Annotated in this window: 29 protein-coding genes; 13 read left to right on the forward strand and 16 right to left on the reverse strand. The window is 59.8% G+C overall.

Annotated features, from left to right (window positions below):
- Positions 1-72: 72 nt before the first annotated feature.
- The 9 genes from priA to AC3RLQ_RS19785 all read left to right on the forward strand — a co-directional run bounded on the left by priA (position 73) and on the right by AC3RLQ_RS19785 (position 8,849).
- Positions 73-2,409 carry a replication restart helicase PriA gene (gene priA / locus AC3RLQ_RS19745; RefSeq protein ID WP_493030362.1) on the forward strand — a complete coding sequence of 779 codons (2,337 nt, stop codon included), beginning with the start codon at positions 73-75 and terminating at the stop codon, positions 2,407-2,409.
- A 74-nt stretch (positions 2,410-2,483) separates the two neighbouring features.
- The gene (locus tag AC3RLQ_RS19750; RefSeq protein ID WP_493030363.1) at positions 2,484-2,978 is read left to right on the forward strand and encodes a hypothetical protein; all 495 of its coding nucleotides are present in this window, start codon (positions 2,484-2,486) and stop codon (positions 2,976-2,978) included.
- An 11-nt stretch (positions 2,979-2,989) separates the two neighbouring features.
- Complete coding sequence (locus AC3RLQ_RS19755) at positions 2,990-3,526, forward strand: STAS domain-containing protein (protein WP_461526256.1); 537 nt, start codon at positions 2,990-2,992, stop codon at positions 3,524-3,526.
- 36 nt (positions 3,527-3,562) lie between these two features.
- Complete coding sequence (locus AC3RLQ_RS19760; protein ID WP_493030364.1) at positions 3,563-5,011, forward strand: PP2C family protein-serine/threonine phosphatase; 1,449 nt, start codon at positions 3,563-3,565, stop codon at positions 5,009-5,011.
- 30 nt (positions 5,012-5,041) lie between these two features.
- Positions 5,042-5,608: a nucleotide exchange factor GrpE gene (locus AC3RLQ_RS19765; protein ID WP_493030365.1), complete on the forward strand. Its 567-nt coding sequence runs from the start codon at positions 5,042-5,044 to the stop codon at positions 5,606-5,608.
- 24 nt (positions 5,609-5,632) lie between these two features.
- Positions 5,633-6,781 carry a molecular chaperone DnaJ gene (gene dnaJ / locus AC3RLQ_RS19770; RefSeq protein ID WP_493030366.1) on the forward strand — a complete coding sequence of 383 codons (1,149 nt, stop codon included), beginning with the start codon at positions 5,633-5,635 and terminating at the stop codon, positions 6,779-6,781.
- Between the two features lie 6 nt (positions 6,782-6,787).
- On the forward strand, positions 6,788-7,690 hold the full coding sequence (cyoE, locus tag AC3RLQ_RS19775; RefSeq protein ID WP_493030368.1) for a heme o synthase: 903 nt from the start codon (positions 6,788-6,790) through the stop codon (positions 7,688-7,690).
- A gap of 10 nt (positions 7,691-7,700) precedes the next feature.
- Positions 7,701-8,411 carry an SCO family protein gene (locus AC3RLQ_RS19780; RefSeq protein ID WP_493030369.1) on the forward strand — a complete coding sequence of 237 codons (711 nt, stop codon included), beginning with the start codon at positions 7,701-7,703 and terminating at the stop codon, positions 8,409-8,411.
- A gap of 3 nt (positions 8,412-8,414) precedes the next feature.
- Positions 8,415-8,849, forward strand: a complete 435-nt coding sequence (locus AC3RLQ_RS19785) for a DUF420 domain-containing protein (protein WP_493030370.1) — start codon at positions 8,415-8,417, stop codon at positions 8,847-8,849.
- 246 nt (positions 8,850-9,095) lie between these two features.
- On the opposite strand, the gene AC3RLQ_RS19790 is transcribed toward AC3RLQ_RS19785, so the two are convergent.
- The 8 genes from AC3RLQ_RS19790 to AC3RLQ_RS19825 all read right to left on the reverse strand — a co-directional run bounded on the left by AC3RLQ_RS19790 (position 9,096) and on the right by AC3RLQ_RS19825 (position 14,738).
- Positions 9,096-9,404 (reverse strand): putative quorum-sensing-regulated virulence factor, encoded by a 309-nt coding sequence (locus AC3RLQ_RS19790; RefSeq protein ID WP_493030371.1) that lies wholly within the window; start codon positions 9,402-9,404, stop codon positions 9,096-9,098.
- A 51-nt stretch (positions 9,405-9,455) separates the two neighbouring features.
- Entirely contained in the window at positions 9,456-10,499 is a 1,044-nt protein-coding gene (locus AC3RLQ_RS19795) for a 3-deoxy-7-phosphoheptulonate synthase (protein WP_493030372.1), read from the reverse strand.
- Positions 10,500-10,510: 11 nt separating this feature from the next.
- Positions 10,511-10,792 (reverse strand): hypothetical protein, encoded by a 282-nt coding sequence (locus AC3RLQ_RS19800; RefSeq protein ID WP_422321199.1) that lies wholly within the window; start codon positions 10,790-10,792, stop codon positions 10,511-10,513.
- Positions 10,785-11,033, reverse strand: coding sequence for a hypothetical protein (locus tag AC3RLQ_RS19805; protein WP_422321198.1), 249 nt, complete (start codon positions 11,031-11,033; stop codon positions 10,785-10,787). Before AC3RLQ_RS19805 ends, AC3RLQ_RS19800 begins: the two co-directional genes overlap by 8 nt.
- 42 nt (positions 11,034-11,075) lie before the next feature.
- Positions 11,076-12,461: an APC family permease gene (locus tag AC3RLQ_RS19810; RefSeq protein ID WP_493030375.1), complete on the reverse strand. Its 1,386-nt coding sequence runs from the start codon at positions 12,459-12,461 to the stop codon at positions 11,076-11,078.
- A 105-nt stretch (positions 12,462-12,566) separates the two neighbouring features.
- Entirely contained in the window at positions 12,567-12,947 is a 381-nt protein-coding gene (locus tag AC3RLQ_RS19815; RefSeq protein WP_461526266.1) for an Hsp20/alpha crystallin family protein, read from the reverse strand.
- 50 nt (positions 12,948-12,997) lie between these two features.
- A complete protein-coding gene (locus AC3RLQ_RS19820) occupies positions 12,998-13,435 on the reverse strand; it encodes an Hsp20/alpha crystallin family protein (RefSeq protein WP_397384542.1) in 438 nt (145 codons plus the stop codon).
- Positions 13,436-13,961: 526 nt separating this feature from the next.
- The gene (locus AC3RLQ_RS19825; protein ID WP_493030376.1) at positions 13,962-14,738 is read right to left on the reverse strand and encodes a TerC family protein; all 777 of its coding nucleotides are present in this window, start codon (positions 14,736-14,738) and stop codon (positions 13,962-13,964) included.
- A 230-nt stretch (positions 14,739-14,968) separates the two neighbouring features.
- Here AC3RLQ_RS19825 and AC3RLQ_RS19830 point away from each other — a divergent pair, with 230 nt between their 5' ends.
- Both AC3RLQ_RS19830 and AC3RLQ_RS19835 read left to right on the forward strand, forming a co-directional pair.
- Positions 14,969-15,991, forward strand: a complete 1,023-nt coding sequence (locus AC3RLQ_RS19830; protein WP_493030377.1) for an NAD-dependent epimerase/dehydratase family protein — start codon at positions 14,969-14,971, stop codon at positions 15,989-15,991.
- 21 nt (positions 15,992-16,012) lie between these two features.
- Positions 16,013-16,657: a DUF6891 domain-containing protein gene (locus AC3RLQ_RS19835; protein WP_493030378.1), complete on the forward strand. Its 645-nt coding sequence runs from the start codon at positions 16,013-16,015 to the stop codon at positions 16,655-16,657.
- 27 nt (positions 16,658-16,684) lie between these two features.
- Here the strand turns inward: AC3RLQ_RS19835 and AC3RLQ_RS19840 are convergent, their stop codons facing one another.
- The 3 genes from AC3RLQ_RS19840 to pyrR all read right to left on the reverse strand — a co-directional run bounded on the left by AC3RLQ_RS19840 (position 16,685) and on the right by pyrR (position 19,491).
- Entirely contained in the window at positions 16,685-17,941 is a 1,257-nt protein-coding gene (locus AC3RLQ_RS19840) for a PQQ-binding-like beta-propeller repeat protein (RefSeq protein WP_493030379.1), read from the reverse strand.
- 69 nt (positions 17,942-18,010) lie between these two features.
- The gene (locus AC3RLQ_RS19845) at positions 18,011-18,943 is read right to left on the reverse strand and encodes an aspartate carbamoyltransferase catalytic subunit (protein ID WP_493030380.1); all 933 of its coding nucleotides are present in this window, start codon (positions 18,941-18,943) and stop codon (positions 18,011-18,013) included.
- Positions 18,940-19,491: a bifunctional pyr operon transcriptional regulator/uracil phosphoribosyltransferase PyrR gene (pyrR, locus tag AC3RLQ_RS19850; RefSeq protein WP_461526272.1), complete on the reverse strand. Its 552-nt coding sequence runs from the start codon at positions 19,489-19,491 to the stop codon at positions 18,940-18,942. The genes AC3RLQ_RS19845 and pyrR overlap by 4 nt, the downstream gene beginning before the upstream one ends.
- Positions 19,492-19,628: 137 nt before the next feature.
- Here pyrR and AC3RLQ_RS19855 point away from each other — a divergent pair, with 137 nt between their 5' ends.
- Complete coding sequence (locus AC3RLQ_RS19855; RefSeq protein WP_493030381.1) at positions 19,629-20,291, forward strand: hypothetical protein; 663 nt, start codon at positions 19,629-19,631, stop codon at positions 20,289-20,291.
- Entirely contained in the window at positions 20,291-21,310 is a 1,020-nt protein-coding gene (locus tag AC3RLQ_RS19860; RefSeq protein WP_493030382.1) for a murein hydrolase activator EnvC family protein, read from the forward strand. The genes AC3RLQ_RS19855 and AC3RLQ_RS19860 overlap by 1 nt, the downstream gene beginning before the upstream one ends.
- A 46-nt stretch (positions 21,311-21,356) precedes the next feature.
- Here the strand turns inward: AC3RLQ_RS19860 and AC3RLQ_RS19865 are convergent, their stop codons facing one another.
- The 5 genes from AC3RLQ_RS19865 to AC3RLQ_RS19885 are packed head-to-tail and all read right to left on the reverse strand — an operon-like array spanning position 21,357 to position 23,817.
- Positions 21,357-22,553: a redoxin domain-containing protein gene (locus tag AC3RLQ_RS19865; protein WP_493030383.1), complete on the reverse strand. Its 1,197-nt coding sequence runs from the start codon at positions 22,551-22,553 to the stop codon at positions 21,357-21,359.
- Between the two features lie 9 nt (positions 22,554-22,562).
- A complete protein-coding gene (locus AC3RLQ_RS19870; protein ID WP_493030384.1) occupies positions 22,563-22,874 on the reverse strand; it encodes a putative signal transducing protein in 312 nt (103 codons plus the stop codon).
- 9 nt (positions 22,875-22,883) lie between these two features.
- Positions 22,884-23,231, reverse strand: a complete 348-nt coding sequence (locus tag AC3RLQ_RS19875; RefSeq protein WP_377168360.1) for a cupin domain-containing protein — start codon at positions 23,229-23,231, stop codon at positions 22,884-22,886.
- A 12-nt stretch (positions 23,232-23,243) separates the two neighbouring features.
- Positions 23,244-23,597, reverse strand: coding sequence for a type II toxin-antitoxin system RelE/ParE family toxin (locus AC3RLQ_RS19880; RefSeq protein WP_493030385.1), 354 nt, complete (start codon positions 23,595-23,597; stop codon positions 23,244-23,246).
- A complete protein-coding gene (locus AC3RLQ_RS19885) occupies positions 23,572-23,817 on the reverse strand; it encodes a hypothetical protein (protein WP_493030386.1) in 246 nt (81 codons plus the stop codon). Before AC3RLQ_RS19885 ends, AC3RLQ_RS19880 begins: the two co-directional genes overlap by 26 nt.
- Positions 23,818-24,149: the final 332 nt, after the last annotated feature.

The following is a 24,149-nucleotide window of genomic DNA, read 5'->3' on the forward strand; positions in this document are numbered from 1 at the left end:
GCACGGGGTGAATTGTTTCTCAAAAGAAGAATCGTTTTGGCCTGTGATTCACGGCAGCTAGGATGCACCCGCATGTCACGCACCAGCCCCAGCGCCGCCCCCACGCCAAAACAGAGCGATCTGTTTGGCGCGCCTGTTGTGGTTGAGGCGTCCGCTCCACAGGCAGCCGTGCAAATTGCCCGCGTGCAGCTGGAAGGTGCCGCCGCCATGGAGCTCGACTACGCCATTCCAGAGAACCTTTCAGGCGAGATCGTCGTCGGCTCGCGCGTCATGGTCCCCCTGCAAAACCGGCGGATGAATGCCGTGGTGCTTGAGCTTCTGAAGGAGTCACCTCATCGCGGCCGGCTCAAGGAGATCGCCTCCATCGTGGCCAAGCGGCCCATGTTCACCCCCGGACTGCTCAAGCTCGCACGCTGGATCGCCGAGTACTACCTCGTCTCCGTTCACACCGTGCTGCGCACCATGCTCCCGCAGGCGGTGCGGGACAAACCGGGCAGTTTCGTGATGGACAGCCATCTCAAACTCCTGCGCGAACCACCGCCGGACGCATTCGAAAAGCTGCGGCACAAGGCGCCGATGCAGGCGCGCGTGCTGGACATCCTGCGCAGTTGCAAAGGCGAGGCGACTCTCAGCCAGATCCGCAAGGACGTGCCCCGCGCCGCCTCCATTCTCCCCTCCCTGATCAAAGCAGGCTGGATCACCCGCAGCGAAGTCCGCGTGGAACGCGATCCGTTCCACGACGAGGCCTTCCTTCCCAGCCAGGCACTGACATTCACGGATGAACAGCAGGCCGCCTACACCCGCGTCGCCGCAGCCATCGACTCCACAGAACAGACCAAACCCATCCTGCTGCATGGCATCACCGGCAGCGGCAAGACCGAAGTCTATCTCCAGGCCATTGCCCGCGTGCTGGAGCGTGGCGGCACCGCTCTCGTGCTGGTGCCGGAAATCGCGCTGACACCGCAGACCATCGAGCGCTTCAAGGCCCGGTTCTCCGATCGCAGTGATCGCATCGCCGTCCTTCACAGTCATTTGAGCGACGGCGAACGCCACGACGAGTGGTACAAAATTCACGAAGACCGTGCCGACATCGTGATCGGCGCCCGAAGCGCGATTTTTGCGCCCCTGGAACGCCTCGGCATCATCATTGTGGACGAGGAGCATGAGCCTTCATTCAAACAGGACGAAAAACCACGCTACCATGCGCGGGATGTTGCCGTGGTGCGTGGCAGCATCGAAAAATGCGTCGTCCTGCTCGGCAGCGCCACACCAAGCCTCGAATCCTTCGAAAATGCCACGAGCGGCAAGTACGAACTCCTGAAGCTGTTGAGCCGAACCGATGGCCGCACACTCCCGCTGATCCGCATCGTCGATATGCGCATGGAACGGCGCAAAGGCACCGGCACCAGCGTGGCAAATACCGGCATCCTCTCTGAAAAACTCCGCTCCGCGATCACCTCCCGCCTGGAAAAAAAGGAGCAGACCATCCTGTTTTTGAACCGTCGCGGGTTCAACACCTCCCTCGCCTGTCTCGCATGCGGTGAGACCGTGCAGTGCCAGGATTGCAGCATTCCCATGACGCTTCACAAGCACGAGAACCGCCTCGTCTGCCACGTTTGCGGTTCGCGGCGTCTGCCGCCGTCGAAATGCCCCTCCTGCCAGGAGCCCGGCCTGAAATTCGCCGGTTATGGCACCGAACGCGTCGAAACCGTGGTGCGCGAGGTGTTCCCCCACGCTCGCATCGCCCGCGTGGATACGGACACCATCCAGCGCAAAAACCAGCTCCGCGACCTCCTGCGGGATTTCCGCGCGCAGAAAATCGATCTCATCATCGGCACCCAGATGATCGCCAAGGGCCTCGATTTCCCCAATGTCACGCTCGTCGGAGTCCTGAATGCCGATCTTGCGCTCAATCTGCCGGATTTCCGCGCGGCGGAGCGCACCCTTCAGCTCCTCGTTCAGGTCGCCGGCCGTGCGGGGCGCGGCGAGGTCAAGGGAGAGGTCGTCGTGCAAACCCACGCACCTCACAGCCCGGCCGTACAATTTTCCCGTCACAACGATTTCGAGGGCTTCGCCCAGCAGGAATTGGAGCAGCGCCGCGCCTTTCATTACCCGCCCTACACCCACGTGGTCATCCTCGCCAGCCGGGGAAAACACCAGGCCATGGCCGAATTTGCCCTGCAAACACTTCACAAGCGCCTCCTTGAAGGCCTGCCCGAAGACGTCCTGATGGGCGAGCCCGCCCCCTGTGCCATGGCGAAGGCTCACGGTCAGTTTCGCTACCAGCTCCTTCTACGGGCGGCCAAAATCCGCCCCCTCTGCCGCCATATCCAGCAGGTCCTGCAGGCCACCAGCCTCCCCCAGGACGTCATTGTGACCTGGGACGTCGATCCCGTATCACTTTTGTAAATTATCCTTTGTCGATTCGAAGAATCGAAGGGAACGTTGACATCAAGCGTCCCGATTCAATATTGCCCCCCTACATGACGACAGAGAAACGCACCTCCTGCCTCCGCCTCGGATGTCTAGCCATCCTGGCCTTTGCGCTTTCTGCCTGTTCGAGCACGACGAAAGGTCCGGGCGGACAGATCTCCAAGGTGAAGTACTACCACCTGATGCCGTTCTTCACGCCACAGACGACGAACCCGACCATTCTGTTTGAACGCCAGCACTTCATTTACGGCGCAGTGAGCAAGAAGGACATCGTTGACCGCTTCGGCCACTACTACGCGTTTTTCTGGAAGACCACGGACCGCACCGGCCCGGTGACGATCAAGTTCGAATACCAGCAGGCAAAGTCAGGCCTCAGCAAACGTGTTCAAGAGCAGGTCGTCGAAGACATTCACCGCAGCAACGTTTCCAAATTCCAGGTCGTCGGCCCAGAATACCAAAAAAGTGGCCGGGTAATCGCATGGCGCATCAGTATTTTGCGCGGCAAGGAAGAACTGGTAAGCCAGCAATCCGCGCTCTGGAACTAACTCCGCAACGCATGACACCTCCCACTCATATTCTTGTTGGCACCATCGGCCGAGTTTTCTGGATGAGGGTGGATGGACGAGGCACCTTTCAAAACAGCCTGCAGGCCAAGAAGGCGCTCCAACGCGTGGTTTCTCAGGGCATGCGCAATCTCGTCGTCGATCTCGAGCGCTGTCCCATGATGGACTCCACCTTTCTCGGCATGCTCACGGGCGCTGCCCTGAACCTCCGCGAATCCGGTGGCGGCTCTTTGAGCGTCGTGAACGCCAACCAGCGCAATCTCCAGCTGCTCACCAGCCTCGGACTGGACCACATTTTGGAGCTCGACCGTGACGGCAAGCTCTGGGAGGCCGAACGCAAGGAAGTCTGCGACGCTCTGCAGCACTGCGGCGAATCCACCGCTGAATGCAAAGAAGTGCAGACACAGCACGTGCTCTCCGCTCATCAGGCCCTCGCTGATGTGAGCGACGCCAACGAAAGCCGTTTTCACGATGTGATCGAATTTTTGGAAAAAGAGCTGGAGGCTGGCACATCTGCTGTTCCTGCCTAGGCGCCCCCCGGATGAGCCGGGCCGCCTCCTACACCCATGATCATCGCTCTTCTTGTCCTGATCGTACTGCTGATGACGGCGGGACTGGTAATGCTGGCAAAAATTGCACGTCAGCAAAAGCATGCCATCGCGGCGCTCCGGGCCGAGGAGGAGGCCATCGTGGCCGAAGAACGCCGCATGTTTCACTACCTGCACGATCTGGGCGAGGCCATCTGGCGCGATGACCAGCAGGCTTCGATGTATCGCTTGATTGTTGAGGGTGCCATTCGCGTGACTCAAAGCACCGGCGGCGCCCTTTACCTCTACGACGAAGCCACGCAGCAGCTCGTGCCCCGGCACTACTCCGACTTTTGTGCCCCCCTCATCAGCCTGCCCGAGCGCGTGCGGCAGCAGATGAAGGAGAATTCAGCCACTCTCCTCAGCACCCTGCGCATGCATGCAGAAAAAGTGCAGTCAGGTCTGCTCGGCAGCGTTTTCATGCAGCAAAAGACCGAGTTGATGCCCGATCTCGGCACGGACAAACGCCTCGGCGAGCACTTGGTGCCTTCCCAGCAGCATGTCACCGCCATGATCGGCCCTCTGAGCTTTGGCGTCCGCAGGCTCGGTGTTCTGGCCGTCACCTCTCCCAAAGAAGGCCGCAGCTACAACGCCAACGACTTCGAAGTCTTCAATTCGCTCATCGAGCAGTCCGCCTTCGCCCTGGCCAATGCCATGTCTCACCAGGAGGCGGCCAAGAACCGCATGGATCAGCAGGAGCTCCAAAACGCCAGCCAGATCCAAAAGGTGCTCCTGCCAGATCGCGATCCTCAGGTCCCCGGCTTCATCATCGCGGGCAAAAACATCCCCGCCCGCACCCTCAGCGGTGATTATTTTGATTATTTCACTCTGCCAGACGGTCGGTTTGGTGCCGTCATTGCCGATGTTTCCGGCAAAGGCCTCGGTGCCGCCATGATCACGGTCATGTGTCGTACCCTGATGCGCGCCAATGCCTCCAGCTCCGCCTCCCCCAGCACCGTCCTCGGCGCCGTCAATCGCCAGATCGCTCCGGACATCCGCGAGGACATGTTCATCACCATGTCCTACGTCGTGGTCGAGCAGGACGGCTCGAACCTCACCCTCTCGCGTGCCGGCCACAATGCCGCGCTGCTCTGGCGCAAGGCCACCGGCAAGGTCGAGGCCATCCACCCTCCCGGCCTCGGCGTCGGCATCGACAAAGGCGCAGTGTTTGAACGCGTCACCAAGGACGCCAGCTTCGAAATGCAGACCGGCGACTGCCTCCTGCTCTACACCGACGGCGTCAACGAGGCCATGGACCCCAAAGGCATCGAATTCGGTGAGGAGCGCGTGGAGGAGGAACTCGCCAAACATGCCCCGAACGGGCCCAAAGCCGTCATCGGCGGCATCATCCTGGATTTGGAACACTTTTTGAAGGGGCGGCGCTCCCATGACGACATCACCTTGATTGCTATCCAGAAGACGGCATAGTCGCGGCCCCCCAAATCACCGCGAAAACTTATGACCGAGCCGAGTCCCGATACGACCCAGCAAGCACCTGTTGAAGAAAACCCCAATCCTGAAGCCGCCGCTCCAGTGGAGGACGCAGCCCCGCTTGACCCCATCACGGCACTGACCCAGGAAGTCGAGCGCTGGAAAGACATGGCCTACCGCAGCCAGGCCGAGTTGGACAACTTCCGCAAGCGCTCCGCCCGCGAGGCCCAGGAAACCCGCGCCTACGCCAATGGCGATCTCCTCCGCGCCTTGTGCCCCATCCTCGATAATTTCGACATGGGTCTCGAAGCCGCCCGCCAGGAGTCCGAAAAGTCCATGGTCTTCATGGGCATGAGCATGGTGAACCGCCAGCTCCAGGATTTCCTGCGCGACAGTGGTGCGCTGGAAATCGAGGCCCAGGGCAAAGTCTTTGACCCGAATCTTCACGAGGCCGTGGCCCAGGAAGCCAGCCCCACCGTTCCCGAAGGCACCGTCATCCGCGTCACCCGTCGTGGCTACAAGCTCAAGGACCGCCTCCTGCGTGCCGCCAGCGTCATCGTTTCCAGTGGTCCAACGCCCCCTGCAGAGGCGTAACCCTCTTTTTCTTTTTACACAGCTATGGCCGATAAACGCGATTATTACGAAGTCCTAGGCGTCTCCCGTGACGTCTCGGCCGAGGAGTTGAAGAAAGCCTACCGCAAGCTCGCGGTGAAGTTTCACCCCGACAAAAACCCGGACGACAAGTCGGCCGAAGGTAAGTTCAAGGAAGTGGGCGAAGCCTACGACGTCCTCAGCGACGAACAAAAACGCGCTGCGTATGACCGCTATGGCCATGCCGCCTTCGCCGGTGGCATGGGCGGGCCTTCCGCCGGTGGTCACGATCCCTTCGACATTTTCCGTGAAGTCTTCGGCGGCGGCGGTGGTGGCGGCATCTTTGAGCAGTTCTTCGGCGGCGGTGGTGGTGGTGGCGGCGGTCGTCGTCGCGACGGCCCGCAACGCGGCAGCGACCTGCGCTATGGCATGGAAATCTCCCTCGAAGACGCCGCACATGGCGTGGAGCGCGAGATCGAGTACGAGCGCAGCGCCTCATGCAAAATCTGCTCCGGCTCCGGCTCGGCCAGCGGCGGCGGTAAAAAAACCTGCCGCACCTGCGGTGGCGTCGGCCAGGTCATCAGCTCACGTGGCTTCTTCCAGATTCAGCAGACCTGCCCGGATTGCAGTGGCAGTGGTGAAATGATCAGCGATCCCTGCCGCAATTGCAGCGGCACCGGGCGCTCCAAGGAACGCACCAAAGTCCGCGTCAAAGTCCCCGCAGGCATCGAAGACGGCTCTCGTCTGCGCTCCACCGGCAACGGTGATCTCGGCGTGAAAAACGGCCCTCCCGGCGATCTCTACATCGTCGTCCAGGTCAGAGCCCACGAGATCTTCGAGCGCGAAGGCAACGACCTCCACTGCGACATCCCGCTTTCCTTCGGCACCGCAGCCCTCGGTGGCGAGCTCACCGTTCCCACCATGGAGGCCAAGGCTTCCGTCAAAGTGCCTGCGGGCACCCAAAACGGCACCACCTTCCGCCTCCGCGGCAAAGGCATGAAAATCTTGGGCGAAGACCGCTTCGGCGATCTCTACGTCCACGTGCAAATCGCCGTGCCGACCAAGCTCAATGCGGAACAGCGCAGCAAACTCGACGAATTCGCCAAATCCCTCGGTGAACAAACCTCCCCCATGGAGGAGTCCTTCTTCGAGAAGGCGAAAAAGTTTTTCCGCTAACCGCTCATGACCACCCGCGACCTGCTGACCCTGACGAAATTCCGCCTCAGCGCACTCGTCATCGTCACCACGTTTGTGGGCTTCTGGCTGCGTGCGCCCAAAGGCTTCGACTTCTGGCTGCTCTTTAACACCATCATCGGCAGCACCCTCGCTGCCTTCGGTGCCGCCGTGTTCAATCAGCTCATGGAAATCGAGCCCGACTCGCGCATGCAGCGCACGTTGGACCGTCCCCTGCCCTCCGGGCGCGTGAGCCCCTCCGCCGCATTCGGCATCGGCTGGCTTCTCAGCGCCTGGGCGCTCATCCATCTCACCATCCAGGTGAACATGGAGGCCGCAGCCCTCACCGCGCTCACCCTCGCGGTGTATCTCTTCATCTACACCCCGCTTAAGCGTCAAAGCGCCACCAACACCCTCGTCGGCGCTGTCTCCGGTGCGCTGCCGCCCCTCATCGGCTGGGCGGGTGCCGCGGGGCCGCTGCCTGCGGGTACCGCGCCTCATTTCCGCTGGGAGCTCATGGTTGAGCCGGGTGCCATCTACCTCTTCCTCCTGCTCTTCCTCTGGCAGCTCCCGCATTTCCTCGCCATCAACTGGATGTACCGCGACGAGTACCGCAAAGGCGGCTTCGTCATGCTCGCCAATGACGATGAACACGGCGCGCGCACCTCGCAGCATGCCCTCGCCTACGCCGTCAGCACCGTGCTCCTGATGTTCTATCCCGTCTATGCCGGCGCCGCCTACGCCTGGTGGTTTCTGCCTCCCGCCCTCCTCCTCAGCGGCTGGCTCTGCGTGCTGGCCCTTCGCTTCAATCGCCAGCCGGAACGCCCTACAGCTCGAAAGCTTTTCTTCTGCACGCTGATGTATCTCCCCGGCATTCTGACCGTATCCATCATCGCCTGGAAACACGCGTAACTGCACCGCCATGAACGATTCCCCCGCCAAAGCCAAGCTCAGCCCCTGGACCATCTGGGTGCCCGTCATCATTGCCGTACTCGGCCTCGTCGTCTTTTACAACTACCTCATCTACCGCTCACGCATCGACAACGACGTAAACCGTCCGCCCATCCTTGGCCGCCTCGAAAAAGACCTCGAACTCACCGAGCGCAGCGGCAAGACCGTCCATCTCGAAGATTTGAAAGGCAAAGTCCTCGTCATCTCCTGGGTCTTCACCCGCTGCCCCCGTGGCTGCGCCGCCGTCATCGCCAAGCTCAAAAAGCTTCAGGCGGAATTCGCCAACGAGCCCGGCCTTCAGTTCGTCAGCTTTACCCTCGACGCCGATGACACCCCCGAGATGATGAAGAAATTCGCCAGCGGCCTTGGCATCAAGGACGACGCCAACTGGTGGTTCGTGAACGGCGAGAAAGACGCCGTGCGCAAGTTCATGACCAGCCAGGTCCAGTTCCGCCCCGTGCAGGACATGCCCGAGGCCGACCGCCTCTCCCCGGATGACAAATACATCCACGACCTCCGCGTCGCCGTCATCGACCACCGCGGTCACGTGCGCAGTCTGGCGGACATCCTGAATCCCGATCCTGAATTCGCCAAATTCTGGGATGAAAAATTGCGCAAAGACCTGCACTACCTCCTCAACGAACAGAAGAAGAACCCTTACGTGCCCGCAGCCTCGAAATAAATCATGGACGTCACCGAACTCCCCAAGCTCTACACGATTTTCAACGGCTGCGCGCTGCTGCACATCATCCTCGGCCTGACGATGATCAAGCTCGGCCACAAAAAGCCGCACATCGTCAGCATGATCATCGCCCTGCTGTTCTCCACCGCCTTCCTCGGCTGCTACCTTTATTACCACTACCACGCAGGCCACGTGAAGTTCGCCGGCACCGGCCTCACCCGTCCGATCTACTTCACCATCCTCTTCACGCACATCCCGCTGGCCATTCTCAGCCTGCCGATGATCATCATGACCGTCGTCCCCGCCCTGCGCAGCCGTTTCGACAAGCACAAGCGCATGGCCAAATGGACCGTCCCCGTCTGGCTCTACGTCTCCGTCACCGGCATCATCGTCTACCTCATGTGCTACGTCTGGTACGGCCCCCCGATCCGCGCCTAACGCAGCTTGAAACGTAGGTTGGAGAGGCTGCTGCGCCAAACGAATGCACTCGGCATTTTGTATTATTTTATAGCCTTACCGGCTTATAACATCGCGTCGGCATCAAGCGAATCCCCTCTCCCCACCGAGGATATGGCAATACCCAGGATGTTCTCTGGGGAGAGGTAAGGGTGAGGGGTCTTCCAATGCTGGCGAAGGCGTCGAGTGCTTGTGGTCCCATTCGTAACCGCAGTCAGACGACCCCGCTCACTCCTCAAACTTCCACGACTTCCGCTTCGCCGGTTTGAGATCCGTGCGCCCATACCTCTTCCGGAACACATCAAACACCACGTCGGACCCATCCGCCTTCATCTGGTGCACCATCTGCAACAAGACGCCCAGCCGTCCCTTCGGAAACCCCGCCTTGTTCGCAAACCACCCCAGATACTCCGCAGGAATGTCATAGATCGGCACCCCGTTCGGCGGAAAATGCTGCGGCCCATACTTCCCAAACGGCATGAACGTCCGCCCGATCTCTTCCAGATCAGCGCGCATCCGTGCAGCAAGGTCGTCCATGCTCTGACGATACGCGCGACCAGGAATGACGAAACCGGAATTCCGTCTCCCTCACTTCAGCCCCGCATACGCCTCTCTCAGCAGCGCCTCCGTCATCTCCCAGTCAATGCACGCATCCGTGATCGACTGCCCACGCACCAGCTTCTCCAGCGGCTGCGGAAACTTCTGGCTGCCTCCCACCAGGTTGCTCTCCAGCATCGCGCCAATGATGGCCTTCTGCCCCGCCACACGCTGCCGCACAATTTCCCGAAACACATCCGGCATCCGGCGGTGGTCCTTCGCACAATTCCCATGGCTCGCGTCGATCATGATCGCTGCCTTGAGCTTCGCAGACTCCAGCCCGTCAATCGTCTCCCTCACATCATCCGCACCATAGTTCGGGCCGTCTTCTCCCCCGCGCAAGATGATGTGGCAGTCCGGGTTCCCGCTCGTCGTCACCGCAGAGGCCACGCCGTCCTCGCTCACCCCCAGAAATGTCTGCGGCTGCATCGCCGCCTTGATCGCATTGATCGCCGGCGTGATGTGCCCAAACGTCCCGTTCTTGAAACCCAGCGGCATCGACAAACCCGACGCCATCTGACGGTGCGTCTGCGATTCCGTCGTGCGTGCGCCGATCGCACTCCAGCTGATCAAATCCGCAATGTACTGCGGCGTGATCGGGTCCAGCAGCTCCGTCGCCGTCGGCATCCCGAGATCCAGCACATCGCGCAAAATCTTCCGCGCCAGTCGCAGCCCCGCCGGGATGTCACAGCTCCCGTCCAGATGCGGATCCATGATCAGCCCCTTCCAGCCCACCGTCGTGCGTGGCTTTTCAAAATACACACGCATCACGATGCAAAGTCGGTCCTTCAGTTCCTCCGCCAGCGCCGCCAGTTTCCGCGCATACTCCAGCCCCGCCTCGGGATCATGAATCGAGCATGGACCAAGGATCACAAGGAAGCGCGAATCACTGCCAAACAGAATGTCCCGAATCTCCTGCCGCGATTTCGCCACGAAGGCAGTTTGCGCTTCAGTCGGCGCGATCTCGCTCATCAGGCTGCGCGGTGACGGCAGCGGAACGTTGGAGGCAATGTGGAGGTTGGCAGTCTGGCTCATGGGCATATTCTTCAACTCGGCTCAGCCTCAATGGCAAGCAGATCCACCTCGTTCTCGCTGGCGACGACAAACCAGATCCGCAGGCGAAGCGGCGTGCCGTCATCGTGCAGGAACCGCGTGGATTCGGCCACACGTAGTTTTTCGGTGTCTGGAACCAGTGGAAAATCATCCGCCAGCCGTGCGATGGCCCAGAGAAGACCGGCGAGCACATCATCCATTCGCTCGCTGCTCCCAAGCCGCGCCACCTGCCACGCATAAAACTCGCTTTCTCGCAGTGTGTAGAGGTTAGACATGCCAGCCGCGTTCCCGGATGAGTTCACGCGAGCGTTCGATGGCGCGGTCCGTCAGCGTTTCGTCAGAAACATTGGTCACTTGTCGCGGCACCTCGGACTGGCCCGCCCAGGCATCTGAAACGAGCTTTTTAAGCCTCGCACCGGGTTTGCCGGGCTGCGAATGCCACCAGTGCTCGAAGGCGTTCATCTCTTCGAGGCTGAGGCTCTCCACGGCGGCCTGGATTTCAGCGAGCTTGGACATGGTCGCAGTTTAGTTTTCCGCTCTGGATTTGGCAACCTTTCTTCAATTTTCCTGCACCACCGGATTCTTCGGCTTCAGCACCGCGTACAGCACCACGCTGATCACAATGATCCCTCCCGCAATCAACGGCGCGATCTGCATGGAAGCGTCAGGGCTTGTGACAGCGCTGTGAATGCGCGTGTAAATCAGCGAGGCACAGGTCAGCGCACCCAGCACCGGCACGAACATGGGTGGCTCAAACCCTCCCTGCGGCTCTCCCGGGCGGCGCTTCAGCACCACCAGGGCGATGTTCACCACGGTAAACACTGCCAGCAGCAGCAGCACCGTGGATTCCGCCATTTGTTTCACACCGCCGCTGAGGATCAGCACAGACACGATGCCAAAGAGCACAAACACCGCCACATGCGGCGTGTGCCGCTTGGGATGCACACGGCCTAAAATCGCTGGCAGCAGCCCCTGCCGGCTCATGCCATACAGCAGGCGTGAGCCCATGATGTAGTTCAGCAGCGCCGTGTTGCCGATCGCAAAAATCGTGATGCCCAGATACAGCTTGTCGATGCCCCCCAGCCAGGGCGCGGCCCGGTGCGCCACATCCATCAGCGGTGTTTTGCTCGCGGCCAGTTCACGCCACGGCACCACCGAGACCGCCGTGATCGCCACCGCCATGTAAATGAGCGTCGCCAAAATCATCGCGCCGATCAGGCCAAACGGCACATTCTTCCGCGGATTCTTGACCTCCTCACTCACATTCAAAATGTCCTCAAAACCGATGAAGGAGAAAAACGTCAGCACCGCCCCCTGCATCACCAGCGCCAGCGTGATGCCGGAGCCTGCCCCGCCAGCCACCGTGTCTTTCGCCGTTTCCAGATAGTTCACGCCGCCCCAGTACCGCGCACCCACAGCGATGATGAACAGCAGCCCGGAAGCTTCCACCACCGTGCAGAGCACATTCAGCCACATGCTCTCACGCAGGCCGCGATAGATGACGCACCCCACGAGAAACACAATCCCGATGGCCACCAGCTTGATGTCCAGCGCAAACCCAAACGCCTTCTCCAGCTGCTCCGCAATCGCCTGAGATCCGGTCGCCATGCTGGTGAGCCCGCTCATCATCACCGCGATTCCCACCACGTAGCTCAGCAGCGGCTTGCGCAGGCCATGTTGTGTCACATAGGCCGCGCCCCCGGCTCTTGCATAACGGCTGCCCACACACGCATAAGACAAGCCCGTGAGCATCGCCGCGATCATCGCCGTCAAAAACGCCAGCCAGACCGCATTCCCCAAGGAATCAGCAGCCCGCCCGATGAGCGCATAAATGCCCGCGCCCAGCATCGAGCCCAGTCCATAAAACATCACCTGCCAGCCACCGATGGTTTGCTGCAGAGAGGGCGGTGAGTCGGTCCTTGAAGAAAGCGCGGCGGGTTCCATGCCCTGCTACTAGCCGAGATCGTGCCGCGCTGGAAGATAAAAAGCAGCCGCCCCCATCGCCTGTTGAGGAGGTGAGGGCGGCGGAGGTTTCTGACTCAGGTCAAATTACAGCACCGGGATCTGGCGCGGCTTCGCCACTTCCTTGAGCGGCAGGCGCAGCGTCAGCACGCCATCTTCCAGCTTCGCCGTCATCTGATCCTCGCTCACAGGTGCGTTGAGACGCAGTCGGAGCAGGTAGCTGAGCGGCGACAGCTCGCGATGGAGCGCCTTCATGCCTTCCGGCACGGTCGTGCTGCGTTCACCTCGCACAGTGAGGATGTTTTCCTCAAGGTCGAGCTTCACATTGCTCTTCGGCACGCCGGGCAGTTCGACGCGTATTTCAAACGCTTCGGCATTGCCATTGACGTTGTAGAGCGGCTTGCGCAGGGATTCGGTGACACCGGAGGTGGCAGGAGCGCTGGTTCGGGGGGAGCAGGTAGTGTTCATGATTTGTTAAGAATGGATTTTGGGATGGGTGTTGATCAGATCAGATCAGTTCAGTTCAGCGTGATGGTGCGTGGCTTGCTGCGTTCCTGCTTCGGCAGGGTCACCGTCAGGATGCCGTCTTCCAGCTTCGCGACGATGGCTTCCGCGTTGACGATTTCTGGCACGGACACCGAGCGGGTGAGGCTGTAGGAGCTTTCCTTCTCGCCGTCCTTCTCACGCTTTTCAGCAGAGACGGTCAGCATGCCGTTGTTCAGCTCGATTTTGACATCCTCCTTCTTCACGCCCGGCACTTCAAAGCTGGCGAAGTAGTTGTCTTTGTCTTCGTGCACGTCCACGGCCAGCTTGTCACCGGCCACGCCAGGGAAAACCTCACCGAGGTTGTTGATGAAGCTGCTCAAGGATGGCAGTCCGGCCAGCGGATGGCGGAACCATTCGTCGAAGTCAGAAACGCGATTGAGGCTGAAGGGGTTGGTTCGGATGAGTTTCATAGCTTGAGTGTTTTGGTTTGAGTTTTGGGAGTTGGATTTTCTTCCACCTCATACTCATGCATCAGCCATGCCAGCCGCCCTCAATTCCAATCAACTGATTGAAAACCAACAATCTAAAACATTCCACCCTAACCCAGCCCGACCTCACGGTGTGCCAAAAAAGCCATGTCTTGTCTCTTCAGTGAGACATTTTTGCCAATTAGACCGCTTCTCAAATGAGGATCTTCAATGGCACTCGCTAAGACCAAGTTTCGTTCACTTTGGCACCTCAGTGCATCATTCACTGCGCCCTGAGCTTCTCGTCTGACTGTCGTATCTTTTCGCCATCTTACTCCGCGACATACCAGCCCCAAAGGGGGCTGCGGAGTTGAGCCCAGGGTCAGCCGAGTCTCAGCGAGGCGACCCTGGGGTAGAGCCAGACCTCTGGGAAGCAAACCGAGCACTCCGCTGCACATCATGCCAGCCAGCAGCTTTGGTCACGCCCTTCCGCCGCAGCAATTTACCAGCATGCTTGAAGCCAATGTTCCTACGCCTTGGCCACCCGCTTCTTTTTCGCCTTCAGGTTCAGCATCTCCACCATCATCGAAAAGCCCATGGCAAAATAGATATAGCCCTTCGGAATTTCGAAATGAAGCCCTTCGCCGATCAAGGCCGTGCCGATCAGAATCAGAAAGCTCAGCGCCAGCATCTTCACCGTTGGGTGACGGGTCACAAAGTCACCCACCGCTCTGGCAAACACCATCATGAAGCCCACGGAGATCAGCACCGCCGTCACCATGATGGAAATATGCTTCACCATCCCCACGGCCGTGATCACCGAATCCAGTGAGAACACAATGTCCAGCAGTGCGATCTGCACCATCACCGCGCCAAACGCCGCCCCTTTGCCCACGCTCTTGCTCACCTCGCCCTCAGGGTCGCCTTCCAGCTTTTCATGAATTTCATGCGTGCTCTTGTAGATCAGGAACAGGCCGCCAAAGATCAGCACCATGTCCTTCCCGGTGATCGAATGCTCCAGCACCGTAAACAGCGGCGTCGTCAGCGACATCACCCACGTGATGGACAGCAGCAGCAGGATGCGCGTCAGCATCGCCAGCCCCAGGCCTATGAAACGCCCGCGCTGGCGGTCCTTCGCTGGCAGTTTGTCCACCAGGATCGAGATGAACACAATGTTGTCGATCCCCAGCACAATCTCCAGCACGCACAGCGTCAGCACCGCGATCCACGCCTCCGGATTCGCAACCCAGGAAAAGTCGAGCACGTTCAAATTGGCGGTTACAGCAGCAGCAGCATTGGCAATCATCGGGCCGCGACCCTAGCGGAAAATGCCGCATCAGCAAACTCCACGATGAATTTGCTGCGGCGCGCAGGTCCGCATGCCTGGCAGCCACCGAATCCCACGTCCTTTGGGACACTTTCGTCTCTTTTGTCCTCCACACGAACAGCTCCGCCAGAGTCCGCAACGTCAAACGCAGGCCCACCTCATGCAGTAAAAAATTTTCCAATATCGAAAACCCGTTCATAGATGCGCCCATGCCGCCCGCCAGCCTCGCAGATCTCGAAGAACGCCTCAGCCGCCCCACACCTGCCGTCGTTGAGATGATGAGCCAGCTCCCTGGCGACATCATCATCCTCGGCGCCGCAGGCAAGATGGGCCCCTCCCTCGCACGCATGGCCAAACGCGCCAGCGACGAATCAGGCACCCAGCGCCGCGTCATCGCCGTCTCACGCTTCAGCTCGCCGGGATCAGCGGAGGAATTCCAGCAGCATGGCATCGAGGTCATCGCCACCGACCTCCTCTCTGCCAACGCCGTCGCCTACCTCCCCCATGCTCCCAACGTCATCTACATGGCAGGCATGAAATTCGGCTCCACCGGCCAGGAATCCATGACCTGGGCCATGAACGCCTGGCTCCCCGGCCTCGTGTGCGAGCGCTACCACCGCAGCCGCATCGCCGCCTTTTCCACCGGCAATGTCTATGGCCTCGTCCCCGTGGAGCGCGGTGGCAGCCGCGAAGAAGACGCCCTCAACCCCAAGGGCGAATACGCCATGAGCTGCCTGGGCCGCGAGCGCATCTTCGAGCACTTCAGCCTGACCCGCGGCACCCCCGTCTCCCTCATCCGCCTCAACTACGCCTGCGACCTCCGCTACGGCGTCATGGTCGACATCGCACGCCAGGTCTGGAACGGCGAGCCCGTGGACGTCACCATGGGATACTTCAACACCATCTGGCAGGGCGATGCCAACGCCCTCTCCCTCCTCAGCCTCGCCAAAGCCCACAGCCCCGCCTGGGTCGTCAACCTCACCGGCACCGCCACCCTCAGCGTCCGCGAACTCGCCCATGCCTTCGGCAAACTCTTCGGCAAACCCGTCCAGATCACCGGCCAGGAAGCCCCCGACGCCCTCCTCAGCAATCCCTACCGCAGCTTCGTCGAACTCGGCATCCCGTTCATCCGCGACGAAGAACTCACCGAATGGGTCGCCCAATGGATCTCCACCGGCGGCGAATCCCTCGGCAAACCCACCCACTTCGAATCCCGCGACGGGAAGTTTTGAAAAACTTAGTTCAAGGAAGAGATGCGCACACTCCTCGCCATCGCTGCCTTGTTAATTTTCTGCCTCATTGGTCGCCAAAGTATCAAACAAGAGATGCCATCTGAGTTGAACGAATCAGATCAATACATTCTCGGAGCCATCCACAAATGGGTTTGGTCGGGATTTTATTCCCCCGAAGAAGTGGATGAAATGATTGACGATATCCTCGAGGAAGATGCGAATGAGGCGATGTTGCGAGATGCAGTGGCCCCTGAATTTACCAAGAAAGAGGAAGCGGAGAAAGCATGGCCAAAGGTGACAGACTGCGACCGCCTGAACACTGTCTTTGCCGCACTGGACAAGCGAGGTGTCCTTTGCTTACACAACGCTGGTTTCGAAATGTCAGACGGACACACCGACGCGTCTGAAGTACTTTCCAAACAGCCCAATGGCCGTTACTTCGGATATTGTTTCTATCATGGGCAAGATGTTGAACGTGCCATTGCAGCACAGGGATTAATGCTGGCCTTTGATCATGTGAAAGTCGAAGATCCCGACAAACTGAAGGTGGGCTTGGCTCTGAAAGAGGAGTTGGAACGCGCTGGATTTGCGCTGGAGTGGGATGGCACAAGCGACCAACGCATCAACATTCCAAAATTTGATTGGAAGCGCAGATACAAGCCATAGGCAAACTCACTCCACCGCCCCCCGCAGTCACCGCTTCACCCCAAAACAATACGCAAACTTGTCCGAGCGCAAAAATATCTGGCCATCCGACACTCCAAGGCTCGCGTTCGTCACACTCACATCATCTGCGATCACGTTCGTTGCCAGCACCTCAAATTGCGGTTTGGCCGCAAGCACCACAGAGCCCGACTGCCGGCTCGTGTAGTACAGCCGTTCGCCGCTGAGCAGCGGGGTCGCATACCAGCGGTCGCGCTTCTCCTTCATCAGGGGCTGCTCATAGACTGTTTCCCCGGTCTTCGCATCCAGACACGTCGCCGTGCCGCGCGTGTCATTGACGAAGTAGAGATGCCCCCCGTGGTACACGGGCGAGCCTACGTTCGAGCCCTTCTGCACCTGCCAGACGATGTGTGTCGCAGTGACATCGCCCTTGCCACCAGCGCGCACGGCAAAGGCCTTCCCACCGCCACCGAGCACAAACACCACGCCATCGTGCGCCACCACCGACGGGCACAGCTCGGCAGCCTTGATGCTTTCGCAGGACCACAGTTCTTTGCCGTCCTTCGGATCAAAGGCGCGCAGTTTGCCGCTGGAGTTCACCACGAGTTCATCGTGACCTCCCACCTTCACAATCGTCGGCGTGTTCCATGAAGCCGGGAAGCCCTTGGCGCTCCAGACCGTCTTGCCCGTCTTGCGATCCAGCGCGAGCAGCTGATTGCTCTCCAGCGCGGCGTTCACGATCAGCAGATCACCATACAGGATGGGCGAGGTCCCCACACCCCAGGGATGCGGCTTTTCACCCACACTCACATCCCACACCTTTTTGCCGTCCATCGTGAAGGCAAACACTCCCGCGTTGGCCATGAAAAAGAACGCGCCCTTGCCATCAGTGACCGCCGAGCTTGATGCATAACCATGCATGGTGATGTAGCTGCCGTTGTAAGCCGTTTCCGGCAGATCGGTCTTCACCGGGTAGTCCCACAGAATCTTGCCGCTTCGCTTGTCCAGGCACAACGCATGCCGTGTCAGCTCGCTCATGTCTCCAGGAGCTTTGATGTCCACACCGTAGCCGCTGTAACTGGTGAGGAAGACACGGTCCCCGCTCACAATGGGGCTGGATGACCCCGGTCCCGGCAGCTCGGTGCGCCACACCAGATTCTCCTTCTCGCTCCAGTTCAGCGGCAGGTTCGTCTCTGTCGTGACACCGTCACCGGTCGGCCCTCGAAACTGCGGCCAGTCGGCGGCATGAAGAGTGGAGGCGAGGCAGACCAGAAGGAGGCGGTGCATGTTGGATGGAGCAATACTGCTGAAGCCTGAACGACGGGTGACCAGGCTTCTTGCAGGGCTCCGCGCTACTCAGCCCTGCTCCACCGCCCCCGGCCTCAGCCAGTATAGCACGCTCATTCTGACCGCGATCCCATTCTCCACCTGCTGATTGATCAGGCACCTCTCATAATTCATCCCCGCATCCGTGATCTCCACCCCGCGGTTCACCGGCCCCGGGTGCATCAGGTGCAGTCCGCGCTCACGCAAAATTTCCACGCGCTCGTTCGTCAGCCCATAATTGCGATGGTACTCAGCGGCGCTTGGAATGAGCGGCTCGTCGAGGCGCTCGCCCTGTACACGTAGGAGATAAATCACATCCGGCTTCCACTCGAAGGCATCATGCCAGTTGCCAAACTGCGGGATCTCCTCCGGCACCTCGCGCGGCATCATCGACCCCGGGGCAAGATAGGCCACCTCCATGCCGAGACGGCGGAAAATCAGGCTCGTGCTGCGCGCCACGCGGGAGTGTTGAATGTCGCCCACAATCAAAACACGGCAGCCGCTCAGGTTTTTGTGAATCTCCCGCAGCGTGAAGGCATCCAGCAGCGCCTGCGTCGGGTGCGCATGCCAGCCGTCCCCGGCGTTGATGACGCTCGCACGCGTGTTCTTGGCGATGAGATTCGGCGTCCCCGCCTGCTTGTGCCGCACCACGATGTAGTCCACCCGCATCGCCTCCAGCGTTTCCACCGTGTCCAGAATGGACTCCCCCTTCACCACGCTGCTCGATTCGATATCAAAGTGCGTCACGTCCGCTGACAGGCGGCTCGCCGCCACTTCAAAGCTGGAGCGCGTACGCGTGGAGGGCTCATAAAAAAGCGTCAGCATCGTCTGCCCCTTGAGCGTGGGCACCTTCTTCACGCTGCGCTTGAAGAGGTCCTTGAACGGCACGGCGTTGTCGAGCACGAAGGCGATTTCAGCGTCCGTGAGCGAGGCGATGTCGAGGAGGTCTTTGCGCGGGGTCATCTCGTTGAGGCTTGGGTTTGCACGGTGCAGGCGTCCTCACCGTCCACCTCGGTAAAGCGCACCGCCACCCGCTCTCCGGGGGCCAGGGTGACTTTGAGGGCGGAGAAATCCGGCTGCACAGGAAATTCACGGCCGCAGCGGTCCACCAGCACAGCCAGCTGCACGCGTTTCGGACGGCCAAAATTAAGCAGCTCATCCAGCGCCGCACGCACGCTGCGGCCGGTGTAGATCACCTCATCACACAGCACCACATTGAGGTCGTCGATGTCGAAGTCGATGTCGGACCCCTCCAGCTTCGGCACCATCTGAAAGGTGCTCAGGTCATCGCGATACTGCGTGATGTCGATCGTGCCCAGAAAGACCTTCACGCCGCCAGTCTTTTCGATCTCCGCAGCAATGCGTTTCGCCAGCGGCACCCCGCGGGTGAAAACACCCACCAGCGCGATGCTCTCCGCGCCAGGATTCGCCGTCAGGATGCTTTGCGCCAAAGCCTGCACCCCTGCGGCCATCTGGGCCTGTGTGAGTAGCGTACGTTCATTGCCGGGCATGGTGGAAAAGGGTGCGCGGACAGTCCGGCGATTCACCGTCTTGTCAAATCGGTGGATCGCAGCACCGGCACAGAAGTTTCGCCCCGCCACACGCCTCCAGGGTTGCAAAGCAGCCGCGCATTTGATTTGATACGCTCATGCAAAGATTCCCCCGTGCCATTTTGATGCTGGCCCTGACCACCCTGCTGGCCAGCTGTGACATTCTCCGCGAAAACAAACTGCTGATCACCACGCACGTGCAGACGGACCAGCTGGAACATCAAAGCGAGCTCATGCCAGTCACCATCGCAGGCCAGCAGATGATCTTCAAAAAAGTCCCCGAGTTCAGCCAGCGCAGCATCTCCGGCTTCGAACCCTTCGAAGCGGACAACAACGATGGCTACGGCGTGGTTCTCCAGCTCGATACCAAGGGTCGCACCGCCCTCGATCTCGCCTCCCGTCAGTATGTTGGCATGACCTTACTGACCATGGTCAATGGCCTGCCCATCGACCTGATCGAGATCGACAAGCCGATCACCGACGGTCGTTTCACCATCTGGCGCGGACTCTCCAAGCAGACGATTGATGAAATGGACAAGTTTTACCCGCGCCTCAAATACATGAAATCCTCCTCTCGCTGGATGGACGACATGCTGCCGTCCACCTCCAAGGAAAAAATGAACTCTCGCAGAGATGCCAAGGCCCTGGAGGCCGCCGAGAAAGCCGCTGCGCGTGACAAAGAACTCGGCATCCTCCCCAAGGCGCCCACGCCCAAGACCAAGGACATCCCGCTCGAAGGCTACAAACTCCCCGGCACCTGATGTTGCGTCTCGCACTTTCATTCTCACTGCTCAGCCTGCTCACGGGCATCTTGCCCGCTCAGCAGCTCCAGCTTCCCACCGCCAACCACGCCCTGTTTAACGCGCCTGCGGAGTTCTTCCAGTTCGTCGACCGCGACTTCGACGGCGCCAAGACCACCCCCTGGGAGGGCGGCCAGTTCGGCTTCGTCCGCGACCCCCGCCGTATCGGAGGCCGCATCGCCTACGCACGCTTTCACGAAGGCCTCGACATCAAACCCATCCAGCGAGATGCCAAAAGCAATCCTCAGGACGAAGTCGGCGCCATCGCCGATGGCGTTGTGGCTTACGTGGCCGCCTCGTCCGGCCTGAGCAACTACGGTCGCTACATCGTGGTCCAGCACAACTGGGGCGGCAGTCCGTTTTTCTCCCTCTACGCCCATCTGGCCTCTGCACAGGTCAGTGCCGGGCAGAAGGTCAAGGCGGGCACCACTCTCGGCATTCTCGGTTACACCGGCAGCGGCATCGACCAGCGCCGCGCCCACCTCCATGTGGAGCTGAACCTCTTTCTCTCCAGCCGCTTTGAGGCCTGGCATAATTCAAATTTCCCCACCCCAAACCATCATGGCCTCTACAACGGCCTGAATCTCATCGGGCTCGATCTCCAGTCGCTCTACCTCGCGCAGCAGAAAAATCCCGGCCTCACCCCCGCCAGTGCCGTGCGGGCCACGGAAAGCAGCTACCGCGTGGCCGTCCCTGGAGATGCCGAGATGGAAATCCTCAAAAACTACCCCTGGCTGCTCGATGGCCCCCGTCCTTCAGGCAAACCCGCAAGCTGGGAGGTCACCTTCAGCCGCTGGGGTCTGCCCTTGGCCGTGAAAGCCTCTTCCTCACCCATTGCCGCCCCTTTCGTCACCTGGGTCAAAGACTCCGGCATTCCCCACTTCACTCACACCCGTGGCTGCGTCACCGGCAGCGGCAGCACTGGCAAGCTCACCACCGAAGGCCTGCGCTTTGTGAAACTAGCCACCGGCTGGTTCTGACAGTAGTGCGAGCGTCTCGCTTGCACTCTGCCATCAAAACCAAGCCCTACTCCGGCTGATAAAACCGCCCCATGTGCTCCAGAATCTTCGCCCGCAGTTCATCCCCGTCGATCGGGCCATTGTGGCGAAAGATCACCTCACCTCCCGGTGCAACCACCAGCGTGTGCGGGATCGGCCCCGGCCACTCCGGATCCAGCGCCTTGATCAGCTCCTCCTGGCTCGCCTCGTTGAAGACATAGGCGTTGCCCTTGCGCCCCTCCGCCTTCAGCGAAGCCTTCAGCTTGTCCGGCACGATCGCGTTGTGCTTCTCCAAAAACGCCTTCACCTCATCAACGTTCTTGGGGTCGTCCATGCTGATGCTGATGAACTCAAAATCACGCAGGCCAAATTTGCGCGATGTCGCCACCAGCTGCGGAAACTCCTCCACACACGGCCCGCACCACGTCGCCCACACATTGAAGAGGCGCACCTTCTTCGTGTCGTTCTTGCGCAGCGCCGCGATGCCCTTGGAATCAATCAGCTCCACCTCCACCTCGCCCTTCTCCCACTTTTCATTATCAGCGGCGAGCTGCTTGCGTTTGTCGATCCATTTGGTCGAGCACCCGTGCGGCTTCGTCACCTCCACCGGCACCGCTTTGCCCTCCACCAGCGCCTCGATGGCATTGCGCGCATCAGGCGCAGTCACCGTCGCCTCATCCGCGTAGCGTGAATCATCCAGTCGGCCCTGGTAGCGCAGCTTGCGCTCCTTGTCGAAAATGAAGACATGCGGCGTGGCCAGGCAGCCGTAGGCCAGCGCCGTCTTCTGCGTGTCTCCATCGTAGAGGTAGGGAAAGGTGAAACCCTGCTCCTTCGCATGCAGTTTCATCTCCGGAAAACTGTCGTTGTACTTCGAATAGCCCAGTTCATCCGGACGCAGCGCCGCCGGATCATTCGGATTGATCGCCACCACCTTCAGCCCCTTGCCCTTGAACTCCTTCAGCAGTTTCTTGATGCGCCCCTCCACCGCCTGCGAAGTCGGGCAGTGATTGCTCAAAAACGCCACCATCAGCAGCTCCGCGTCTTCGTAGTTCTTCAGCGTGTGCTTCTCTTCATCGATGCCCACAAGATCAAAATCCGGCGCCACATCTCCAATTTTGAGCTCATGAAACCCCTCCGGCATCGCCGACTTTTTCCCCTTCGGCGTTTCAGCATGAATAAGGGCCGGAAGCAGGACAGTCAGCAAGATGAAAGCGAACTTGTTCATGGGGCTAGATCATTCGTTTTTGGCCGTCTGGCATTTCCAACACACTTCAAACGAGGCAGGATTGGATTCTTTGCAGGCAGGACACAGCCATTCTTCAGCAGTACAAACTTCCTCCGACTGATGCGGCACCAGCAGCGCGCTTGCCCGCTCAAAATCAGCATCCTCCACCAGACACAAAGTCGGCTGCAGCGGCCCAATGAAAATATTGGTCAACTGCGCGGTCGTTTCATTGCGGATAAAACAGGCAATGCCAGCCTCTTCGAGGATCGACCTGAAAAAGCCGAGCCGTGTCGAATCAATGCTGGTGATGAGGTCGCGCATAGTCAGGTCTCACACCTCAAATTCATCCGCCGGATCAAACGGCGGCATCGGCACATTGATGATTTTGAGTTTCCCCACCGCCCGGTGCACACACCCCGGCCGGATCATCACCGTCGTCATCGGCTTCAGCGGCACGATCTGCCCGTCCACCTCCAGGTGCCCCTCACCTTCCAGCACGATGTAGATCTCCGTCATCTTCTTGTGATAGTGCGCCTTCGAATCCGCATGGATGTCCGTCAGATGCACCGTCGCCAGCGTGTTCCAGTCCTCCTTGAACGCCCTCCTCGCCTGCCCACAAGGACAAGGCGTCGGCGGAATTTCATCCAACTGGGCAACGGCAAAACGAGGTTCAGACATAATGACGGAGAATTACTGCCGCCGGTGCTCTTTCGCAAATGCCACCGCATCCCGCGCGCCGTGAAGGACATACAGAATGCGAACACCTGCATTTTCCGGCAAAGGACGATAGTAGATGAGGAAATTGGGATACTCCGGCACAGTAATCATGCGGGTGCCTTTGAGTGATCGACGGAGCGGATGGTATTCGGTGCCCATGAGAGGCTCTTGTGCAAGCAACTCATACATTCCGGTAATGGCCAGCTCAACCGCCTCGGCTGCGACCGGATTGTCCATTGCAATGTGGGTCGAAATCTCGATCACATCCTCATCCACTTCTGGATGAATTTGGAGTTCCTGCTCAGCCATGCTGATGCTGTTGAACACGCTCCATCACTCTGGCACGGATGCTTTCACGGTAGGCTTTCATGTCCGTAATCGTGACGAAGGGCCCCTTGTCCCGCTCCTCCAAAATATCCTCCAATGCCTGACGCGCAGGATCAGCGCCTGGCTGCTCGTCGTTTTCAAGACAAAGCACCACATAGGAGGATAGGAAGCTTTCAGGTGTCTGCCGCCACCCTTGCGCCCTGCGGGTCAGGGCAGGCATGACTTCTTCCGGAAGATCAATCGTGAACTGTGGCATGTAAAAAGAATAACCTCTTTCCGCCAGGACACATCCCCTTTTTACAGCGCCTCCGTCTTCTCCTGATCCTCAAGATGGTAGGACTACGGTCCGGTCATCTTCCAAATCGCTCCATCGCAAACGACCCCAAGGCCGGCAGACACAAACGCCAACCCCAGATGGAGAAAAATTAAGACCACCAGTCGCAGTCCACGTGAGGCCTTTGCCGGGACCAATCTCATCAGGAGAGCACCGTTTACGACGACCACCGCTTGGGCGACCACATACCACCCCAATACCGAACGAAATCGCGGCAC

The sequence above is a fragment of the Prosthecobacter sp. GW821-HT29F12 genome (assembly GCF_058803405.1).

Excerpts from the sequence above, each read along its gene's own strand:
- priA (WP_493030362.1), top strand. The coding sequence starts at position 73 with ATGTCACGCACCAGCCCCAGCGCCGCCCCCACGCCAAAACAGAGCGAT.
- AC3RLQ_RS19750 (WP_493030363.1), top strand. The coding sequence starts at position 2,484 with ATGACGACAGAGAAACGCACCTCCTGCCTCCGCCTCGGATGTCTAGCC.
- AC3RLQ_RS19755 (WP_461526256.1), top strand. The coding sequence starts at position 2,990 with ATGACACCTCCCACTCATATTCTTGTTGGCACCATCGGCCGAGTTTTC.
- AC3RLQ_RS19760 (WP_493030364.1), top strand. The coding sequence starts at position 3,563 with ATGATCATCGCTCTTCTTGTCCTGATCGTACTGCTGATGACGGCGGGA.
- AC3RLQ_RS19765 (WP_493030365.1), top strand. The coding sequence starts at position 5,042 with ATGACCGAGCCGAGTCCCGATACGACCCAGCAAGCACCTGTTGAAGAA.
- dnaJ (WP_493030366.1), top strand. The coding sequence starts at position 5,633 with ATGGCCGATAAACGCGATTATTACGAAGTCCTAGGCGTCTCCCGTGAC.
- cyoE (WP_493030368.1), top strand. The coding sequence starts at position 6,788 with ATGACCACCCGCGACCTGCTGACCCTGACGAAATTCCGCCTCAGCGCA.
- AC3RLQ_RS19780 (WP_493030369.1), top strand. The coding sequence starts at position 7,701 with ATGAACGATTCCCCCGCCAAAGCCAAGCTCAGCCCCTGGACCATCTGG.
- AC3RLQ_RS19785 (WP_493030370.1), top strand. The coding sequence starts at position 8,415 with ATGGACGTCACCGAACTCCCCAAGCTCTACACGATTTTCAACGGCTGC.
- AC3RLQ_RS19790 (WP_493030371.1), bottom strand. The coding sequence starts at position 9,404 with ATGGACGACCTTGCTGCACGGATGCGCGCTGATCTGGAAGAGATCGGG.
- AC3RLQ_RS19795 (WP_493030372.1), bottom strand. The coding sequence starts at position 10,499 with ATGAGCCAGACTGCCAACCTCCACATTGCCTCCAACGTTCCGCTGCCG.
- AC3RLQ_RS19800 (WP_422321199.1), bottom strand. The coding sequence starts at position 10,792 with ATGTCTAACCTCTACACACTGCGAGAAAGCGAGTTTTATGCGTGGCAG.
- AC3RLQ_RS19805 (WP_422321198.1), bottom strand. The coding sequence starts at position 11,033 with ATGTCCAAGCTCGCTGAAATCCAGGCCGCCGTGGAGAGCCTCAGCCTC.
- AC3RLQ_RS19810 (WP_493030375.1), bottom strand. The coding sequence starts at position 12,461 with ATGGAACCCGCCGCGCTTTCTTCAAGGACCGACTCACCGCCCTCTCTG.
- AC3RLQ_RS19815 (WP_461526266.1), bottom strand. The coding sequence starts at position 12,947 with ATGAACACTACCTGCTCCCCCCGAACCAGCGCTCCTGCCACCTCCGGT.
- AC3RLQ_RS19820 (WP_397384542.1), bottom strand. The coding sequence starts at position 13,435 with ATGAAACTCATCCGAACCAACCCCTTCAGCCTCAATCGCGTTTCTGAC.
- AC3RLQ_RS19825 (WP_493030376.1), bottom strand. The coding sequence starts at position 14,738 with ATGATTGCCAATGCTGCTGCTGCTGTAACCGCCAATTTGAACGTGCTC.
- AC3RLQ_RS19830 (WP_493030377.1), top strand. The coding sequence starts at position 14,969 with ATGCCGCCCGCCAGCCTCGCAGATCTCGAAGAACGCCTCAGCCGCCCC.
- AC3RLQ_RS19835 (WP_493030378.1), top strand. The coding sequence starts at position 16,013 with ATGCGCACACTCCTCGCCATCGCTGCCTTGTTAATTTTCTGCCTCATT.
- AC3RLQ_RS19840 (WP_493030379.1), bottom strand. The coding sequence starts at position 17,941 with ATGCACCGCCTCCTTCTGGTCTGCCTCGCCTCCACTCTTCATGCCGCC.
- AC3RLQ_RS19845 (WP_493030380.1), bottom strand. The coding sequence starts at position 18,943 with ATGACCCCGCGCAAAGACCTCCTCGACATCGCCTCGCTCACGGACGCT.
- pyrR (WP_461526272.1), bottom strand. The coding sequence starts at position 19,491 with ATGCCCGGCAATGAACGTACGCTACTCACACAGGCCCAGATGGCCGCA.
- AC3RLQ_RS19855 (WP_493030381.1), top strand. The coding sequence starts at position 19,629 with ATGCAAAGATTCCCCCGTGCCATTTTGATGCTGGCCCTGACCACCCTG.
- AC3RLQ_RS19860 (WP_493030382.1), top strand. The coding sequence starts at position 20,291 with ATGTTGCGTCTCGCACTTTCATTCTCACTGCTCAGCCTGCTCACGGGC.
- AC3RLQ_RS19865 (WP_493030383.1), bottom strand. The coding sequence starts at position 22,553 with ATGAACAAGTTCGCTTTCATCTTGCTGACTGTCCTGCTTCCGGCCCTT.
- AC3RLQ_RS19870 (WP_493030384.1), bottom strand. The coding sequence starts at position 22,874 with ATGCGCGACCTCATCACCAGCATTGATTCGACACGGCTCGGCTTTTTC.
- AC3RLQ_RS19875 (WP_377168360.1), bottom strand. The coding sequence starts at position 23,231 with ATGTCTGAACCTCGTTTTGCCGTTGCCCAGTTGGATGAAATTCCGCCG.
- AC3RLQ_RS19885 (WP_493030386.1), bottom strand. The coding sequence starts at position 23,817 with ATGCCTGCCCTGACCCGCAGGGCGCAAGGGTGGCGGCAGACACCTGAA.